Annotated in this window: 10 protein-coding genes; all 10 read right to left on the minus strand. The window is 34.8% G+C overall.

Translation table 11 applies throughout. The annotated features are described in order from the left end of the window. Positions 1–42: 42 nt before the first annotated feature. The 10 genes from BZG02_RS12830 to BZG02_RS12880 all read right to left on the minus strand — a co-directional run bounded on the left by BZG02_RS12830 (position 43) and on the right by BZG02_RS12880 (position 19,832). Positions 43–1,578 (minus strand): DUF4933 domain-containing protein, encoded by a 1,536-nt coding sequence (locus BZG02_RS12830; RefSeq protein WP_101261834.1) that lies wholly within the window; start codon positions 1,576–1,578, stop codon positions 43–45. A gap of 33 nt (positions 1,579–1,611) precedes the next feature. Beyond that, the gene (locus BZG02_RS12835) at positions 1,612–3,810 is read right to left on the minus strand and encodes an ABC transporter permease (RefSeq protein ID WP_281253687.1); all 2,199 of its coding nucleotides are present in this window, start codon (positions 3,808–3,810) and stop codon (positions 1,612–1,614) included. 213 nt (positions 3,811–4,023) lie between these two features. Then, complete coding sequence (locus BZG02_RS12845; protein ID WP_101261837.1) at positions 4,024–5,559, minus strand: DUF4933 domain-containing protein; 1,536 nt, start codon at positions 5,557–5,559, stop codon at positions 4,024–4,026. Between the two features lie 41 nt (positions 5,560–5,600). Then, positions 5,601–7,949, minus strand: a complete 2,349-nt coding sequence (locus tag BZG02_RS12850; RefSeq protein WP_101261838.1) for an ABC transporter permease — start codon at positions 7,947–7,949, stop codon at positions 5,601–5,603. 32 nt (positions 7,950–7,981) lie between these two features. Then, entirely contained in the window at positions 7,982–10,381 is a 2,400-nt protein-coding gene (locus BZG02_RS12855; protein WP_101261839.1) for an ABC transporter permease, read from the minus strand. 38 nt (positions 10,382–10,419) lie between these two features. Then, entirely contained in the window at positions 10,420–12,786 is a 2,367-nt protein-coding gene (locus tag BZG02_RS12860; RefSeq protein ID WP_101261840.1) for an ABC transporter permease, read from the minus strand. A gap of 71 nt (positions 12,787–12,857) precedes the next feature. Next, on the minus strand, positions 12,858–15,218 hold the full coding sequence (locus BZG02_RS12865; RefSeq protein ID WP_101261841.1) for an ABC transporter permease: 2,361 nt from the start codon (positions 15,216–15,218) through the stop codon (positions 12,858–12,860). A gap of 42 nt (positions 15,219–15,260) precedes the next feature. Continuing rightward, complete coding sequence (locus BZG02_RS12870; protein ID WP_101261842.1) at positions 15,261–17,573, minus strand: ABC transporter permease; 2,313 nt, start codon at positions 17,571–17,573, stop codon at positions 15,261–15,263. A gap of 203 nt (positions 17,574–17,776) precedes the next feature. Next, on the minus strand, positions 17,777–18,469 hold the full coding sequence (locus BZG02_RS12875; protein WP_101261843.1) for an ABC transporter ATP-binding protein: 693 nt from the start codon (positions 18,467–18,469) through the stop codon (positions 17,777–17,779). Positions 18,470–18,584: 115 nt separating this feature from the next. Next, a complete protein-coding gene (locus BZG02_RS12880; RefSeq protein ID WP_101261851.1) occupies positions 18,585–19,832 on the minus strand; it encodes an efflux RND transporter periplasmic adaptor subunit in 1,248 nt (415 codons plus the stop codon). Positions 19,833–20,253 lie beyond the last annotated feature (421 nt).

The following is a 20,253-nucleotide window of genomic DNA, read 5'->3' on the forward strand; positions in this document are numbered from 1 at the left end:
CATCAAAAAATCCGCAAAAGGGAAATTTTAAGCTAGATTTCATTAGTTAACAATCATTAAAACATCATCCTGATCGAAAAGAGAATTAGTAAGTAGTTTTAAGCGTTCTTTTTTCTCTATCGAAGCAGAAGAATTTTTATAAAGAGCCGATTTTATATGATCTTTCAGCTCTTTCCCTTTTAGTGAAACTAATACTTCTCCTTTTTTTCCAATCATATAGCATAAAGGCCAAACCGCAAGTCCGCCATCAATATCATTCTCGAGAAGATGAGGACGATAATCTGTTGGATTCGCTTTTATGATGTTTAGATGATCATTATTTTTAGAAAATACGGCGTGATATATTTTCACACTATGAGTGCTTCTGTTTTTCGGAGAATCGTAATTATCTATACTGAAGGTCAAAAAGATGTGATCTTTTGCATCAGCCCAGTCCATTGGAATTATTTTTCCTTTCAAGCTTGCGTCTGGATCTACACCAGTTTGTTTATTAAGCTTATATTGCGCTAAATTTAAAACATAAACAGGGCGAATAATATTAGGTGGAATCACCTGAAAAATAGTATCGTTAAAATCTGTTCGAAAGAAAAAGTGGCCTGCTTTTTCGTATTTAGTTCCAAAATCGGTTCCCCGCATAGAGCGCTTGGTGTAATTTTTAACTTGTTCTAGTTTTCTAAAACTTGCCAAGGTATCGCCTTTCGTATTTAAAATACCAAGCATTTTATCATCTGTCAGGTTGGTGATATAGGTATTTTTATCTGGGTTGAAAACAGAAAAATCTCTTTGAAGATCATCTATATAGGAACCAAAAGCTCCATTTGGATATAAAAATTTTTCTGGCTTGTTAATGCCATGATTAAGATCGACACAAACTTTACCCAGGCCAGTAATGGCATTGGGGTTTTCAGGATCGAAGGCTAAATTTAATGCCATTTGCTGGTTCGAGCAATCGAGCTCCATAATCATATTCTGACCGGTTATACTATTTTGGTAATTGTAGAACAAGTTATTGCCACGAGACCACACATTAATTGAACCTCCTACATGAGTATAATCACTATAGTAATAACTTACTATATTTTTATCCAGTTCTATCTCAACACCTGTTAACTTGTTTTTAACAACCGAGCGTATATAAGCACCTTTTTTAGAGTACAAATGAATGCCGTACAAATTAGAAGCAACAATGTATTTATCCATTATATGATACTTTAACTTAAGGTCTCTTGCTACTGTAGAATCGGGTATTGCTTGCATTTTAATGTATTCAATATCGCTTGCTACATCCGATAGTTTCATTTCTTTACTAGTATCGAGGCTATTGGCAATATCGATAATTTTCGGAGGATGATTAACATCTACACTTCGAATCTCCTTGAATTGAAAGCCTTTCGGTAATTTGGCGATAGAATCGGCCCCTATTTTTTCTTTTTCCAATCGGATGGATTCTTTTAGGGCAATTTGTTCTTCTTCGCTAAGAATTTTTTGCGCCAAAGCTTTCTCATTGTTTTTAAGCTTGTTATTCTGACAGGCAAATAGTGCAGAAAGTAAGAGAATGACTAGAATATGGTTTTTCATTTTTTTTGATTTGTATCGATAGTTATTTTAGGATTACTCGTACCTCAAACTCTCTACCGGATTTCTTGTAGCCGCTCTCCACGACTGAAACGAAACGGTAAGCATAGCAATTCCCATGGCGATGATTCCTGCCAAGGCAAAAATCCACCAGCTGAGTTCTGTTTTGTAGGCAAAATTTTCGAGCCATTTGTGCATGGCATACCAGGCAATTGGGCAAGCAATCACAAAGGCGATTGCTACCCATTTTAAAAAATCTTTATTTAGCATTGCAATTACCTCGTAGGTTTTGGCGCCGTTTACTTTTCGGATTCCTATTTCTTTAACTCTTTGACAAATTGAAAACCAAGAAATGCCAAATATTCCTAGCAAAGCTATTAAAACGGTAAGTGCAGAGAATAGGCTGGTAATGTTCTTAAGACGGATTTCTTGTTGGTATTCTCTATTTAAAATATCATCGAAAAACTGGTAGGAGAAATCTCTTTGGTCGCGATGTTTCTGATAAATTTTCTTTATGAACAGAATTGTTTCTTTGAAGTTATTCGCCTGAATATTTATATTCATGGTCATGATATTTTCAGGGGAATTTGTTAATACCAATGGGCCAATGGGGTAGTGCAAGGGTTTAAAATGAAAATCTTTCACTACCCCCACAATTATATTATCATCTATTCGCTGACCAATCGGATCTGAAAAGCCAAATAATTTTTCTGCAGTTTGATTGATTACAATTGGGAATATTACGCTTTCATTGGTAAGGTTCTTTTCATTTTTTGCTGATTTACGCATTTCTTCCCAGTAGTCATCATAGTTCATTTGAAGGAATTTACCCTGCACCAGTTCCAAACCATAGTTATTCGCAAAATCTTGATCGACACAAAATACAGAGGCCTTAACACTATCCAATAAACCTTGATGATTGAGGGCGTAAGTGGTTTCCCATCCACAGTTTACCGGAGCATAACTACTTGCCGAAACACTGATGATATTGGGATTTTGAAGCAATTCATTTTTGAATGCGCTACTATCGTACCATAAACCAGTTGGTACAATTATCATGTTCTGGTGATTAATTCCCAACTCCTTAGACTGCATGTAATTTAATTGTTTTATAATACCGGCAGAAATAGCTAAGGAAAATATAGCAATTGCAAATTGAATGATAATAAGGAAACTAAAAAAGCTCATTTTAGAACTGCTTGATTTTCTCTTTTGAAAAATAGAAATAGGTTGAAGTTTAGAAAAATAAAATGAGGGATAAATGCTAGCTAAAAGAGCCGTAATTACGGTTATTACAATAAGGTTTAAAATAAGTTTGCCAGATAAATGGAAAGATAGATTTTGGCCAATTATATTTATAAACCATGGTAGTAGCAACCAGCACAATAGTAAAGCCAAAAAAGCAGCTGCGAAGGTTTGTAAAAGAGAATTTCCTATGAACTGAAAAATTAGATGCTTTCTTTTTGCTCCATTAATTTTCTGAATGCCTATCTGTATTGCTTGTTCAGAGGAAATAGCTGTTGTAAGAATCGAGAAATTCAAGATAACCATCCATAAAATAAGCAAGGAAAGACCAGTGAAAATCCAGACATATTTACTACTACTTATATTTTTATCAATAAGACCTGGGGTATAATCGGAATGTAAATGAATATCGGCCAAGGGCTGAAAGATAAGCTTGTCTGTTTTGTTGGTGTACCTTCCGATATGATTGCTAACCCGAGAAAGGAACGATTCCTCAATATTTGCATTTTCGGCTAGTTTAATATAGGTTCTAACCCAATAGGAATTGGTCCAAAGCTTTTTACTATTTCGGTAACCATTACTATAGTTTTCTGAAATTATGTAGTCAAAGCTGATGTGACTATTTTCGGGAATACGCACCACAGCACTTATTGTATAGGTCTCCTTTTCATATTTGTCGCTAATGATTTGTTTTCCAAGAGCAGACTCGTTTCCAAATAGTTTTTTAGCACTTGCTTCTGAAAGAATAACATTTGCACGATCATTAAAAACAGTTTCAGGATTTCCTTCGAGAAAATTAAAACCAGAAAAAATTTTAAAAAAATCATCATTAACAAAGCATTTTCTTGCTTCAATCTTTTCGTTTATATTTTCCCGGTAAAGAGGCGAATCTTCGGAGGAGTAACTGATAAAGGTGGCGGCTTCAATTTGTGGGTAATCTGCTTTAAGCGTGGAAGCAAGAGGCTGATAAGAGTTTGCCGATTTTACAATTTGATCCCCTTGCTTTGATAAGGTGAGAACACGATAATTTTGTTGTAATCAGCGTGAAATTTGTCATGACTTAACTCATTAAACACCCAAATGTACATCAATAAAGCGGCTAAAATTCCAATGGTAAATCCGGAAAAGGTAATTAAAGAGAATACAATTCTCTTTCTGAAAGATCGAAATATGAATTTGAGGCTTTGTTGCATTGCTTGGATATTATTGAACGAGCATTAAAATATTATCTTGATCGGAGCATGTGTTTGCTAACTGTTGCAATGCTTCTTTTTTCTGAATTGGAGCGCTTGAGTTTTTAAATTCCAGCGATAGAACATGATCTTTTACATCAGAACCTTTTAAAGAAATCATTATCTCGCCTTTTTTATTGATCATGTAGGATTCTGGCCAAACGGAGATTCCGCCATCAACATCATTTTCCAATAGGTTTACATCATAGTTTGTAGGATCTGATTCTAGAATATCCAAGTGCTGTGTTTTTTTCGAGTACAATGCATGGTAGATTTCGACGCTTTTATTTTTTCTGTTTCGTGGGCTATCCGTATTATTTTTAATGAATCGTAAAAAAACATAATCTTTCGCATCGGCCCAGTCTTTTGGTATTATTTTACCCGTAAGATCGTAATCAGGATCAAGTCCATTTTGCTTACTCACTTTATATTGTCCTAAATTAAGAACGTAGATTGGTTGTATTTGATTGGGAGGTGTTAGTTTAAAAATAGTATCGTTAAAATCGGATCGAAAGCAAAAATTTCCATCCTTTTCATATTGACATCCAAAATCAGCTCCTCGAATTAGCTCTTTTGTGTAATTTTTTAGTTGCTCGAATTTTTTAAAACAGGCTAAGGTATCCCCTTTGGTATTTAGTATTGCGTACATATTTTCGTTATCCAATTTTTCGATGTAGGTGTTTTTATCCGGATTAAAAACATCGAATTGTTTGTAAAAATAACCGATAGGAGCAATGGTCATTCCATTTGGATATAAAGGTTTTTCGGGTTCGTTTTTTCCATGATTAATATCGATGCAAACTTTCCCAAGACCATTTATTACATTTGGATTTTCAGGATCGAAGCTTGAATTTTGAGCAATCTGTTTTTGCGAACAGTCCAATTCCATAATAAGGTTTTGTCCGGTGATGCTATTCGTATAGTTGTAATAGAATTGATCTCCTCGAGCCCACACATTGGTTGTAGCTCCTTTTTGAGTGTAATCGGCGTAGGTAATTATTACTGCATTTCTTTCCGAATCAAATTTAACACCAGTTAATTCATTTTTAACGATGGTTTTTACAAACGCTCCTTTATTTGAAAACAAATGAATTCCATAAATATTAACTCCTACGATATAATTATTCATCATGTAATATTTGAATCCTAGATCGTTCGGAATGCTAGCGTCCGGAACAGCCTCCATTCTGATGTAATCAATCTTGTTCGAAACGGCTGAAAGTTTTAAGGATTTCGCTTGACCTAAACGATTCGCGATATCGATAATTTTCGGAGGATGATTAACATCTACACTTCGATTCTCTTCAAATCGAAAGCCTTTCGGTAATTTGGCGATAGAATCGGCCCATATTTTTTCTTTTTCCAATCGGATAGATTCTTTTAGGGCAATTTGGTCTTCTTCACTAAGAATTTTTTGCGCCAAATCTTTCTCATTGTTTTTAAGCTTGTTATTCTGACAGGCAAACAATGCGGAAAGTAAGAGAATGACTAGAATATGGTTTTTCATTTATTTAGTTTTTTTGATTGATATCGATATTTATTTTAGGATTACTCGTACCTCAAACTTTCCACCGGGTTTTTCGTTGCAGCTCTCCACGACTGAAACGAAACGGTAAGCAGAGCAATTCCCAGGGCAATGATTCCTGCTAAAGCAAAAATCCACCAGCTGAGTTCTGTTTTGTAGGCAAAATTTTCGAGCCATTTGTGCATGGCATACCAGGCAATGGGACAAGCAATAAGAAATGCAATGACTACCCATTTTGCAAACTCTTTGTTTAGCATTTTGATGATCTCGTAGGTTTTGGCACCATTTACTTTTCGGATTCCGATTTCTTTGGTGCGATCGTGACATATAAATACGCTTAGACCAAGAAGTCCGAATAATGCTAGTAAAACACACCATATCGTTAAAAATTCAATAAAATGAGCTATTTTTTCTTCTTTGGAATATAGATTATTCAGTTCATCATCCAGAAATTGCACTTCCACTTTATTTACAGAATCAAATTCCTCTGCAACATTATTGATATATCTAAAGATCTCGCTGTAATTTCCTGGTTTTAAGCGCAACATCAAAATGTTCTTTCTTCCGACATCATCAGTTAACCAAAACTGCATGGGTTCTATTTCTTCTTGGAGACTAGAAAAATTAAAATTCTTTGCTACCCCAACAATTTCACCAGTAAAATCAAAACCTCCCATTTTTCTCTCCAATGGTTTATCCCAGCAAAATTGTTCAACCGCTTTTTCATTTAAAATAAACTTATTATTATCTGAATATGAACCACCAATAAAAGCTCGTCCTTCACTAATTTGGATCTTGAAAAAATCTAAAAAACGATTGTCAATAGGCCAACACTTAAGCTCTACATATTGGCCATCAATTTCTCTTCCCCAGCCCATTCCAACATGACCTGGAATAAAATTGGAATAAGTATAATCAACAATTCGATCATGCTTTAATAATTCATTTCCAAGAGTCTCATGATGATTTCTTAAATCATTTGTTGTTTTTAGAAAAACAACATGTTCCTTCTCTATTCCAATATCAAAATTTTTCCAATAATTAATTTGCTTCTCAATGGTTACAGCAGAAATAATTAAGCCTATTGTAAATATAAATTGTACAATTACCAATGTATTTCTGAGCATCTTTTTTTTGCCCTTAAAGAAGGCTTTGCCCTTTAACGTTTCCGAAATTGGTGCTGATGTGATATAGCGTGCAGGATATAAACTCGATAAAACTCCAAAAAATAGAGCTGAAAGGAAAAACCAAACAAAAAACAGAGGCCGTGATTTGAGTGACAAACCTTGAATTTCGAAAAAACTTTCGATTGAAGAAAAAATAAGAAAATGTATACCGATAGCCAATATAATTGACACTATTGATAGTAAAACAGACTCAGCTACAACTTGAAATCTAGCTCCAAGTTTTTTTTCACCCAAAATTTGCTGAACTGATAAAGCTTTAGCCCTCTTTGCAGCTTGAGATGTAGAAAAATTGACGAAATTAACAAAGCCCATAAGTAAAACCATGAAGCCCAATAAGGTGAAAATATCGAGAATTAATCGACTTGCTTTTCCCAGCTTAGATGACACGTAATGTAAATCGTTTAATGGTCTTAAAATTAAAGGTTCTTGATTAGGGTAGCGCTCCTTAATTCCATCCAGTTTTTCTTTAAAAACATCAATCTCAGATATTTTCTTAACCAATGCTTCAAGATTAACACCTTCGTGAGTCTGAATAAATACGTTAAAACTCCATTCTGACCAACTTTTCGTGAATTTGTATTTTCCTTTACTATCACGAGTTAAAGTCTCAAATGAAATAAAACAATCAGATTGAAAACTTGAATTTATAGGAAGATCTTTCATAATACCCGAAACCTTAAGTTGGGTGCCACGGATTGTAAGAATACGCCCACTAGCATTTTCTTCACCAAAAAGTTTTTTACTTAAAGATTCTGTAATAACAACACTACCCGCTTCACTCAAAGCAATATCCTTATTACCATATAGCAAAGGGAAACTAAACATGCTTAAAAATTTCTCGCCAGCATAAAAAGAAATAGCCGAAACAGACTCATTTTTAATCTCCATTTCTGGTGTATAAACTTTAGATTCCACACCTCCCCAAAATGGACTCACAGCATCTACCTCAGGAACATTCTCTCGGATAACCTCAGCAGTAATAGCAGGAATAAAGGAAGAATAACTCGTCTCTACACGGTATATTGAAGCTCCATTGGCATGAAAATTATCAAAGCTTTTCTCAAAGGAAACATAAAGACTTATAATAATAATGCATGAAAAAGCTGTTACCAAACTTAATATGGTAAATATAGAGGCCGTTTTATATTTTAATATCGACCTGAAAATGTGTTTAATTTGCTGCATATCTTGAATCTATTAAGTTTTAATCATCATTTTTACTCATATCTCAAACTCTCCACCGGATTTCGGCGTGCATTTCGAGTGAAATTTATGACCGTTACTAGAGCTACAAGTAAAAGAATGATCAAACTACATATGAAAAATATCCACCAATGTAAAGGGAGTTTATAAGCAAAATTCTGCATCCACAAGTTAGCTGTAAACCAAGCTCCTAAAGCACCAAGTAATACAGCAGGAACAGCCAGAATCTCAATATCCCACAAGAAGACCTTTAGAAGACTTGAAAATTTAGCTCCGTTTATTCTGCGAATAGCCAATTCTTTACGACGTCTTACCGCCTCGTTGGAAGTATAGCCTAATAGTCCAATAATTGTAATGAGTAAGATTATTGTACTACCTGCCACCATTGCATTTCGAAATCCACGTTGTTGCGTATAGCCTTTTTCTTGCTGTATTTCAAGACTCTTTATATCGGCATCTCTATAAGGTAAAGCAGTATTAAATACCTCTCTTATTTTATCCATTACTCTAGCTTGAGTATTCGGATAGGTTTTCACCAATATGTTGAATGAATAGGATGGATATTTGATAGCTGTTTTTATAAAATTAGATTCAGATCTATAGAAAAATACGGCAGGACGTATATCTGGATCAGCCTTAGAGCCTATTGTGAAATCCGAAAAAACACCCTTAATAATTGTGCTCCCATGTTCACTAATCACTATTTGTTTACCAACCACACCTTCATTCCATGCATTGTGCATTTGAAGTAGTTTAGCACCTTTCTTACTAATTAGCACATCACCTTCAAGAGTTGTTTCCTCAGAAAACACCTGTCCTTCTGTTACTTGTATATTTAGTATGGACAAATAACTATCGTCAACAGCATAAAAATCTGCAATGTTGAATAAATCTCTTTGTCCATCCTGAGATAGAATGTTATTTCCAGATTTGGAGTCGCATGGCAATGTTGCTCCAAGTCCAATTTTTTCAATTTCAGGCATCGATCTTAATTCGTGTAATACACTAGCTATTTTACTTCCATCCATACCGCTAGTTGATCCATAAAAAACACCTTTGGCTTGATAACCATGAGAACTATTTTTCATGTTATTGTATTGCAAACTAACAATAACCAGCATCGATAAAATAAAAGAAGCGCCTATAAACTGGAAGGCTAATAAAATCAATTTCCAACTGTTCTTTTTTTGTTGATAGTAACGAAAAGCATTAGCTACAGGAATACGGGAGAAAAAACGAGCTGGCAAGTAACTCATTAGAATAAGCATAAATATCAATATGCCCATTAAAGGCAAAATAACATAGGGATTTAAAACGGATTGCAATTTATGCCCAACTTGTTGCTCGGCTACTGGTTGTAATACTATAATCAGAATAAAAGCTACGATTAAGGATAGGAGAAATAGAAGGGCTGACTCAGAAAAAATAATTTGTTGCAAATGGCGAGAATGAGCTCCAAAGGTTTTATAGATTGCCGATGATTTTGACCTTTTTACCAGCACGCTTAGTGTGAGTAGAATATAGTTTAATAAAGAAACAAATAAAACCGAAAATGCAATTGTACTTAGAATTAAAATAATGTCTTTTAGGGTTTCTGTATAAACTTCCTGAATGGGTTTAAGTGAATATTTCAAAACAAATCCATCGTCTTGAGCCTCAATTTTTCTAATATCCTGATGTACTTCTTGCATTTTTCTAACTGCAGAAGCTAGATTTTCTGGTTTAACCCCTGGAGCTAGTTTAACACAGGAGAAATAACGATCATTTCCAAGCCAATTATCAGAGCCATCCCACATAAAATAGCTTGTTGAAACCATTGATATTAATACGTCGTATTTGTAATTCGTGTTTTCTGGCAAAGCTTCAAATATACCTTCAATCGTTAACTTACCACCTGGATATTCTTTCAATTCAATAGCTTGCCCAATAACATCGCCACCTATACGAGTAGCAATTTTATTCGAAATCATACATTTCATAGGCGATTTGAGAATTTCCACAGGATTTCCCTTAAGCATAGGTCTAGGTAATACTTCGAAGAGATGTTCATCTGCCAAAACAAACTTAGCCTCGTAGCTTTTCTTGTTTTCGGTGTAAAATATTGATGAACCTATAGAATTTAATCGCGTTGCAGCTTCTACTCCTGGCACCTCTGCTTTTAAACCCGGAGCAATTGCACCACTAACTTGATTAGCACTTTCCAATTTATCTTTAGACTTCTCTGCTTTGTAATTTTCAGCGACAACATAAATACGATCCGAATCGGGATAAAAACTATCGAAACTGTGATAATAGAATACCTCAGATAAAAGTAAAATACCAAAAGCCAAACCTGTAGCTAAGGAGACTATACGGGCGACACTGTGATCACCCTTTAAAAATAAGCGTCGAAATGCAAGTTTTAAAAACATCATAATTTGTCATTTGTTTTTCAATAGAATTTCTATATTCATTACTCGTACCTCAAACTCTCTACCGGATTTCGAGTCGCCGCTCTCCACGACTGAAACGAAACGGTAAGCAGAGCAATTCCCAGGGCGATGATTCCCGCTAAAGCAAAAATCCACCAGCTGAGTTCTGTTTTGTAGGCAAAGTTTTCGAGCCATTTGTGCATGGCATACCAGGCAATGGGGCAGGCGATTACAAAGGCGATTAACGTCCATTTTAATATATCCAGATTTAGCATACTCATTATCTCAATAGTTTTGGCGCCGTTAACTTTGCGGATTCCTATTTCTTTGGTTCGGTTTTCAATAACAAAAAAGCTTAGACCTATCAGTCCTAAACAGGATAGAAAGAGAGAAATTAGAGCGGCATAGCTCACAATTTTTTGAAACAGCTTTTCTTTTCGATAAAGCTGTTCCCAGGAATCATCAAGAAAATGGTATTCAAAAGGGAAATTCGGTGAAAACTCGTTCCACGTTTTTTTAATTAATTGAATGGTTTGTTCCAAAATCTTCGGCGTATTGGCGGTTGTTTTCAGGTAAATTACTTCATCGCTTTTTCCTGAGCAGGTAAATACAGCTTCGCGAATGGGGGAATGCATCGATTCAAAGTTAAAATCATTCACCTCACCTATTATGGTTCCAGAAGAGGGGTCTTCATCAAGGAGCATTCGTGCATCAGAAAGTTGTTTGATGTCGAAATTGCGAATAGCTGTTTCGTTGAGAATAAAGTCCCACTTTGCTTTTGAGTGTTCTGTAAAATTTGTGCCCTGTTTTAATTGGATGTTAAAGAAATTGAAAAAATTAGAGCTGACTCTAAACTTGGCAAAACGGATTGTTTCTTCCTTTCCTCTGTTTATAAAAGATAAACCCCAATTTTCAGAAATTTTTAGGATTGGTTCGCTCGAAAAGGTAAGGTCTTCTATTCCCGGTGTTTGCAGTAGTTGGTTTTTAAAAGCCTGCGTGTTGTTTTCCAGATCAGTGTTGGTACTTGCGTAGAGAATATGTTCCTTTTCAAACCCAGGATTATTGTTGAAGAGAAGTTTGTTTTGGTGGTTGATTACAAGCAAACAAGTTATTAAAATGATTGAAATAAAAAACTGAAACACCAGCAAGCTATTTCTTAAGCTGTTTTTTTGTTTTTTATCAACATGCCTGTTAATAAGTGCACTTGTTGTTTGCCTGCTAAAAATCAATCCGGGAAATAAACCTGTTATTGCCAGTGTAAATAGCATGATGAAAAACAACATACATAGATTCCAACCGGAAAATATTTCGATTAAGGCAAAAGCAGAATGAGTTAACTGGTTAAATCCGCTTAATAGAAGCCATACGAAGCCGATTACCAGTACTAGAACAATAAGAAGGGTTATTGCTGATTCGTATGTAAACAGAGCCAAAATATGTCGTTTATTACTGCCCATGGTTTTAATAATAGCAACATTCTTATATCTTTTTCCGCGTTGAGCAGTCACCAAATTAATGTAATTAACACAGGCAAGAAATAGAATTAGAAAACCAATGATTTGGATGATGGCCAGAGTAAATTTATTTCCATGTTTTAATTTGCCGTGCTTTGGAAAGTTAAAATAGATTTGAGAAAATGGAAATATGGAAAACTGAATAAGATCTTTGTATCCGTCAGGTATATTTTCTTGGGACATATTCATAATCTTCTCCTGCAGAAGTTCTGGATTGACATTTTCCTTGGTCTTGAGGAAGGAGATGAAATTTTGATTTCCCCATCCCTGATTTTTATACCAATCAATTTTATAATTGGTTAATGTAGAAAGAACAGCCTTAAAATCCCATGACGAATTCTGAGGTAGATCTTCGATAACAGCTGTTACTTCTACTAATTCATTTTGTAAATGAGTGGTATTGTATAGTAAACTTTTCCCAATAGGGTTTGTATCACCAAAAATATTTTTGGCCAACGATTTTGTCAATACCAATTGATTTGGTTTGTTCAAAGAATTAGATGGGTTTCCATAAACTGATGGCAGCTGAAAAACCTTAAAAAAAGAAGAATCGGCTATCAAAAGTTTTTCAATCTTAAAACTGACATCATTATTTTTTACAAATACCTGAGGAGCCTGCTCGTATTGACAGTTTGTTATAGATTCGATCTCTGGTATTTCTTTTTTTACCAACTGACTCATTTGTTGTGCTACTCCTGGCTGATCATTTCGAAGAAGGGAAAATACCTGTTCGTGCTGAGGAAGAAAATGATCAGTTGATAATTCTTTTTGTGCAAAAGAGAATATTAACAATCCGATGGTTATTCCTACAGAAAGGCCCAAAATATTAATCAGCAACACTACTTTGTTACTTAATAGGTTTCTGATAGCAAGTTTAAGATTGTATAGAAGCATTGTTTATATTCTTAAGAATGTTTTAATAGTCAATTATGGGTTAAACACAGATTAACTTGAAATCAAATTCATTACTCATACCTCAAACTCTCCACCGGATTTCTTGTAGCCGCCCGCCACGACTGAAACGAAACGGTAAGCATAGCAATTCCCATTGCGATGATTCCTGCTAAGGCAAAAATCCACCAGCTGAGTTCTGTTTTGTAGGCAAAATTTTCGAGCCATTTGTGCATGGCATACCAGGCAATTGGGCAAGCAATCACAAAGGCGATTGCTACCCATTTTAAAAAATCTTTATTTAGCATTGCAATTACCTCGTAGGTTTTGGCGCCGTTTACTTTTCGGATTCCTATTTCTTTGGTGCGTTGAATAATCGTATTAAGCACCATGCCAAATAAACCCATAACTGATAAGACTATAGCCAAAAATGAAAATGCAGTAATTAGTTTAACCTGTTGCTGTTCTTTTTTATAGAATTGATTGATTTGATCGGTTAGTGTATAAATATTTACAATTACGTCTGGAGATAACTTTTTGAAATAGCTGTTGATTTTTTTCTGGATTTCTTTGTTGTTAACTCCATTGGTTTTTATGACAAGCAAATTCATGTTTTGCGGTTTTTGCTGAAGAATAGCCATTGGCTGAATCTGAGAATGAAAAGAATGACTGTTGAAATCTTTAACAATTCCACGAATTTTAAATCCATTAAATGATTCACCAACTTTTAAATTGTATTGCTTTGCTGCAGATTCGTTAATTATAATATTGCTTTTACGATAATCATTAAAATCCTGTCCATCAATAAATTCAACCTTGAGAAGGTTTAACATTCCTTTGCCTGTAAATAAGCCATCAAATACGACTTCATTATTTTCATACATAAAGCCAATTGTTGAACCTACATTTGTTGGAGGAATTGAAGATGAGCCGGCTGTAGCTATAACCCCAGGTATTTTTTCAATTTCATTTGAGATTGACTGGTGTTGCTTGCTTATTTCACGAGAGTTAAGATCACAAATAATTACATTTTCAGTTTCAATATTCTTGGAACTTGTCTGAGCATAATGCAATTGTTTCTTTATTGTTAGAATGCCAGTAACCAAAATAATAAAGATTGCAAAATGTATACTTAGAACAGAATTCGTCCAGCCTTTCTTTTTCGATGAGTTCAATTTTATTCCCTTAATCAAATCAACTGAAGATCGTTTTGTAATAGTTAAGCCGATTATAATCCCCGAAATTGTCCCTGTTACAATCACAACTAGAAATAAGACCAGCCATGATTGCCATATCATAAAAACCTCTAAACCTAAAGTGCGTTCAAGCGTTTTGTTTATGAAAGGAAATCCGATTAGAACAACCAATGACGCGGGAAGCAAACTAATGACTGAAAGTATATTTGATTCCAATAAAACTTGTTTTAGAATGGATTTAGTTGAGGCACCCATGGCTTTTTGAACCCCAAAATCTTTTAGGCGGTTCTCTATTTTTGCTTTCGTCAGAAACACATAGTTCACAACAGCAATCATTAGAATAAATAAGGAAATGATAAGTAGGTATTTCAATTGTTCTGAATTTCCGGTTCGGCTTTCGATTCTTTCATTCAAACCTGTTGACTGCAAATAGATATCAGTGACAGGTTGTAATGCATAATCCTGATTTTTTCTCGCTTCATTAATAGTTCTGTTCTTATAAGCCTGTATCTGTAGCAAGATATTTTTTGGGTCTGCTTTTTTATTTAAAAGAAGGTAGGTTTCATTTATAAAATGATTCCAATCTTCAAAATCTTCAGATGTACGTCTAAAATCCTCAAAATATCGATATCTCCGCTCAAGGAATTCTTTCATTAAGTCTAAATGACCAATGAAATTGGGATATAATCTGGAATTTTGAGGGAAGTCTTCATAAACACCGCAAATTGTTAAGGGTAAAAATTGATTGTTGATTTTTATCTGAAGTATTTCATTAATAGGATTTTTATTGTCAAAATACTTATCGGAAGTCGAAGCAGAGATGCATATTTCTTTTTCAGACTGGGAGGCATTTCCTTGAATAATCCTAATCCCCAGACAAGTGTAGATCGAAGTGTCAGCACATGCAAATCGTTTATCTTTCACTAAGTCATTCTTAGAATTCTTTAATTCTACATCCGAATCTTGGGAATACCTAAAATAATTGTCAATAAGAGGAATTTCTTCTTTTATTGTACTGCCCAAGGGATAAGGAGTTGTATTTTCAGAACCTTGCGAAATCCGATATAAATTTTCTTTATTGGGAATAAAACTATCAAAAGAGTTTTCATGAATATAAAGTAAGCTCAACAAAAACACACAGCCCAAACCAATACCCAATCCAAGTATACTAATCAACGATTGGGTTTTGTTTTTAATAATGCTTCTAAAAGAAATTTTCACACTATGCGGAATATTCATTTATATACTATTTTTTAATCATTAATAATCTTCAAAAATTGATTACTCATACCTCAAACTCTCCACCGGATTTCTTGTAGCCGCTCTCCACGATTGAAACGAAACGGTAAGCAGAGCAATTCCCAGGGCAATGATTCCCGATAAAGCAAAAATCCACCAGCTGAGTTCTGTTTTGTAGGCAAAATTTTCGAGCCATTTGCTCATGGCATAGTAAGCAATTGGGCAGGCGATAATAAATGCGATGGTTACCCATTTTGCAAACTCTTTGTTTAGCATTTTGATGATCTCGTAGGTTTTGGCGCCGTTTACTTTTCGGATTCCGATTTCTTTGGTTCTGTAACGTGTTGTTTTGTAGGAATTGGCAAACAAACTTATCATTGATAAAAGGATACTGATAATACAACAAGCTCCTAATAGCTTTACATAGTTGTTGTTTTCACGATGATACCACTCAAAACGATCTCCAATGGATTCGATATTTAGAGGGTAATCAGGTATGAATTTATTCCAAGCTTGAAAAATAGCCTCTTGTGTTTGCGCTTGTCTTTCATCAATTGGTTTTACAAGTAAATGAAATCCCGTATTCTTATACTTAATCATGGCAGGTTGCACAACTGATTTTAAGCTGGAATAATGAAAATCTTTTACGATACCTATCACTATTTGATCCTTAACTCCTCCAGGGATACTCCTCCCAATCAAATTGATTTCTGGAAACCTATCAGCCAATGATTCATTTATTAAACACTTCTTTTTATCTGCTACCGGATTGCCAGAAAAGGCTGTTCCTCTCGACAATTTGATGCCTAAAGTATTAATATATCGGTCATCACCTTCGAATATAGCAGGCGTATATTTATGCTGTATTCCATTTTTTTGATATTCTAGAAAAACAATATAATGTTCTAACACAGGTGACGCAGTTGCAATAGATACATCATTAATAAATGGATTCTTTTTTAATTCATCTCTAAGGATAGAAACTTGTTTAGCATATTGAACCGGAAGTCTAACTTCTATAACGGATTTGTCGAGGCCAATTGGCTTATCTGATATAAAATGAATTTGCTTAAGAATAAAAAAAGAACAAATGATAAGAATCACTGTCGTTGCTAATTGTAGAATACTAAAAATAGGTAAGTTAATACGTTTGCTCTTAATCGTCTTTTCTAAACCTGTAAAATTAGATTTAAGCTTGGATTGTATTCTATAGAATGTAAAAAGTAGTGTGATAATAAACAGAAGTATACATACACTAGATAGAAGAAGAATTTGATCCATTTGGAAAAGAAGCTCCCGTGTGATATGTGTTTTAACTAATTTATTAAAAAATGGTGCTATCCACATCATTAAAAACAAACTCCCTAAAAAAGAAACACCAATAAGAAAAGATGCTTCGGACATAAAAACCTGAAGTAAACGAAACTTAGAACCACCATTAATTCGACGTATGGTAAATTCCTTAGACCTCTCTATCAGCTTGTTTCTGCTTAAACCGAAATAATTAAAAGATGCAATTACAAAAATTAAAAAGGCAACTACAAAAGCAATCCAAAGTTCACCTTTGTTCCGACTTTGCCAAATTCCCGACTTCTCTGTCGTATCAAAATAAGTATCTCGAAAAGGCTTCAAATAGTGTGTTCCAGGAGTATCCGCATAAATAATAGGAATAAACGCTTGATTTGCTTTAAAAATTTTCTCAACTTCACTTACACTAGCTCCTCTTTTCAAACGGACACAACAATAAGTATCCATTTCTTCTTTTCCTAAAGCACGAACAATATCAAAATTAAATTGCGTATTTTGGATAGGCTTTTTAAAGACACCTGTAACAATCATGTCTTCTTTATTCCCATCTTTTAAAAAACAAATACTCTGACCAATAGCATCATTGTAACCAAAATATTTTTGAGCCAAAACATCTGATATAACCAGACTATTAGGAGTTTTCAAAACTGTTTTACGATTGTTTGCCAGAAGTTCAAAAGAAAAAAAACTGAAAAAATTTTCAGAACTAGCCATGATTCTTGGTTTGTCAAAATAAACGTCATTATTTACAATAAGTTTACTAGAGCCTGAAGTACTAATCCGACAAAAATCTACAATCTCAGTAAAATTATCTTTCATGTATTCAGCAGAACCAAAACGACATTGATAAATTTTACCTTCTCCAAAAGGATGATCGGCTTGTAAAGTATAAATCTGCTTACTATCAGCATGAAAAGAATCGGTATTCAACTCATAATTAATAAACAAAGCAATTAAATTGATACAAGCTAAGCCTGTAATCAAACTGATAAAAATAACACCACTGCTCAATTTATCCCTTAAAATACTTCTTAAAATAGTCTTCATATCTAGATTAATCTTATGGTATTATTCTATATGATTTCTGTTCTATTGTAATAAACAATTGACTAACGAATTTACTCATACCTCAAACTCTCCATCGGATTCCTAGTCGCCGCTCTCCAAGCTTGAAACGAAAGAGTAAGCAGAGCAATTCCCATGGCAAAAATCTACCAGCTCAATTCTGTTTTGGATGTGAAATTCAGAAACTACAAGTTACGTTCCTCCACCAAACTCTCCTCCATAACCACTCTTCCATCAAACAGATTGATGATTCGGTGCGCATAGCCCGCATCTTGAATGGAGTGAGTTACCATGATGATGGTGGTTCCTTCGCGGTTTAGTTCGGTAAGCAATTCCATCACTTCCTGTCCGTTTTTGGAGTCGAGATTCCCTGTTGGCTCATCGGCAAGAATTAATCCTGGGTTAGAAACCACAGCCCGGGCAATGGCTACACGCTGTTGCTGTCCGCCCGAAAGTTGTTGAGGATAGTGTTTTGCACGGTGACTCATGTTCATGCGTTCCAGCACTTTATTCACCATTTCTTTTCGGGTTTTATTGCTGATGCGCTGATATACCAATGGCATTTCCACGTTCTCAAAAACATTCAGTTCATCAATCAGATTAAAACTTTGAAAAACAAAACCGATGTTTCCTTTTCGCAGATCGGTGCGCTGACCTTCTTTTAAGCCTGCAACTTCGGTACTCCCAAAAGTGTATTGTCCTTCCGAAGGATTATCGAGCAAGCCTAAAATATTCATTAGGGTAGATTTACCACAACCCGATGGCCCCATAATGGCCACAAATTCACCTTTATTAATTTTCAGATTTACATTATTCAAAGCCAAGGTTTCAATCTCATCGGTTCTGAATATTTTGCTTAGGTTTTCGGTCTTAATCATATCTATTTAATTTTTGAATCATTAATTATTGCTCCTTTATGTGTTCTGAATTTGGGATAGGGGTAAATTACGAATTTCTAGTTATTATGTTGTTTTACTATCCGTAGGTTTATGCTTATTTAAAATCAATCCGCTCATTGTCTCCAAAGGCATCGTAGCTCGAAGTAATTACTTTATCGCCAGCTTGCAATCCCTCCAACACTTCAAAATATTGAGAATTCTGTCTGCCAATTTTAATGTTTCGTTTGGTGGCAAAACGCCCCGATTCATCCAAAATAAACACCCATTGTCCGCCGGTGCTTTGAAAGAATCCTCCACGGGCCAGCAGAGTCGCTTCAACAGCTTGTCCCAATTCCAGTTTTATGTGATAGGTTTGTCCGGTGCGTAAATTCTCCGGCGATTGCCCATCAAAAATCAGATCCACCTTAAAACGGCCATCGCGAACCTCGGGATATACCTTTTTAGTCTTCAGAATAAATTCCTGATCGTTTCGTAGTAGAGAAGCACTTAAATCGCGACGAACACGGTCAATATAATGCTCGTCGACTTCGGCAAGCACCTTAAAATTGTTCAAAATATGAAGCTGACCAATTCTCTCGCCTCGATTAATCGATTGACCGATTTCAATATCCAAACTTCCCAACTGACCATCGGCCGGAGCTTTAATATTTAAATTCTCGAGTCGTTCGCGAACCATTTCAAGGTTTTGTTTCATATTATTCAAACTGCTATTCATTTGTATTTTTTGATTTTCTCGAAAAATAGAATCTTGAATCATACGTTGATATCGTAACTGTCGATCTTGTAATGATAAGTCGTAATCTTCCTTCGACCGCAAGTAAACTTCTTTGGCCACAAATCCTTTTTCAAAGAACAGCAAGTTCTGTTCGTACTGTCTTTTTTGTCGGATGATATCGCTGTCGATGCTAAGAATTTGTTGTTTATTGCTGATTTTCTGTTGTTCCATACTAATTAAGGTATTCCGCAACTCGTTGGCCTGATAGGCAAGTGACGATTCGGTATTGAGAATTTGTAATTTTAAATCGTTGTTAATCAAACGAAGAATTACATCCCCTTTTTTCACCAATTCTCCTTCATCAATTAATTTCTCGGTTACTTTTCCACCTTCTTCAACATCCAGGTAAATAGTCGTTTTTGGTTCAACGGTTCCAATTATCGAAATGTAATCCTTGAATTCAGCCTGCGAAACTTCTGTTAGAGTCAGTTTCTCGAGTTCGGCCCGATAGGTAGAGGTAGAACTACTCAGCAGTAGCCAAACTAAAAAACCAAGAAAGAGGATTCCAAGTAGCATATAAATATGCTTGGTTTTGAACCCTTTCTTTGCTTCTATTTTTCGATCCATTGACATGATTTGCTTTTTCTTTAAATTGATCAGAATAATTACATCTGTTATTTACACATTGTGTATCCAATCTTATGCCAAGGCTGGTAATTAGCATGTTGTTAGGACTTTGTGTTGTGGTGGCAAAATTGAAGTGTAAAAAAAATGGACAATGCTTGTCTAATTTTTTGAAAAGCTTTCTACTTTAGATAAAAATTAGATATTGTACCATTTAAGTAATTAGAAATTAATAATGGGTAGTTAATAATTATCAAACAAGATGTATTGCAGTTAATTATAAAAAATAAAATACGACTATAGTACCCTCGTTTTGTTGGACCAAGATTTCTGTTTTCTAAGTTGAATTTAAGCTGCCATATTATAGATTATAAACGGCTTCTTCCTATCGATGCCTTGATGATCTCTGTTATGATATCTATCA

This window comes from Labilibaculum filiforme (assembly GCF_002843315.1).
GTDB lineage: Bacteria > Bacteroidota > Bacteroidia > Bacteroidales > Marinifilaceae > Labilibaculum > Labilibaculum filiforme.

Excerpts from the sequence above, each read along its gene's own strand:
- BZG02_RS12865 (WP_101261841.1), bottom strand. The coding sequence starts at position 15,218 with ATGAATATTCCGCATAGTGTGAAAATTTCTTTTAGAAGCATTATTAAA.
- BZG02_RS12830 (WP_101261834.1), bottom strand. The coding sequence starts at position 1,578 with ATGAAAAACCATATTCTAGTCATTCTCTTACTTTCTGCACTATTTGCC.
- BZG02_RS12850 (WP_101261838.1), bottom strand. The coding sequence starts at position 7,949 with ATGCAGCAAATTAAACACATTTTCAGGTCGATATTAAAATATAAAACG.
- BZG02_RS12855 (WP_101261839.1), bottom strand. The coding sequence starts at position 10,381 with ATGATGTTTTTAAAACTTGCATTTCGACGCTTATTTTTAAAGGGTGAT.
- BZG02_RS12845 (WP_101261837.1), bottom strand. The coding sequence starts at position 5,559 with ATGAAAAACCATATTCTAGTCATTCTCTTACTTTCCGCATTGTTTGCC.
- BZG02_RS12870 (WP_101261842.1), bottom strand. The coding sequence starts at position 17,573 with ATGAAGACTATTTTAAGAAGTATTTTAAGGGATAAATTGAGCAGTGGT.
- BZG02_RS12880 (WP_101261851.1), bottom strand. The coding sequence starts at position 19,832 with ATGGATCGAAAAATAGAAGCAAAGAAAGGGTTCAAAACCAAGCATATT.
- BZG02_RS12860 (WP_101261840.1), bottom strand. The coding sequence starts at position 12,786 with ATGCTTCTATACAATCTTAAACTTGCTATCAGAAACCTATTAAGTAAC.
- BZG02_RS12875 (WP_101261843.1), bottom strand. The coding sequence starts at position 18,469 with ATGATTAAGACCGAAAACCTAAGCAAAATATTCAGAACCGATGAGATT.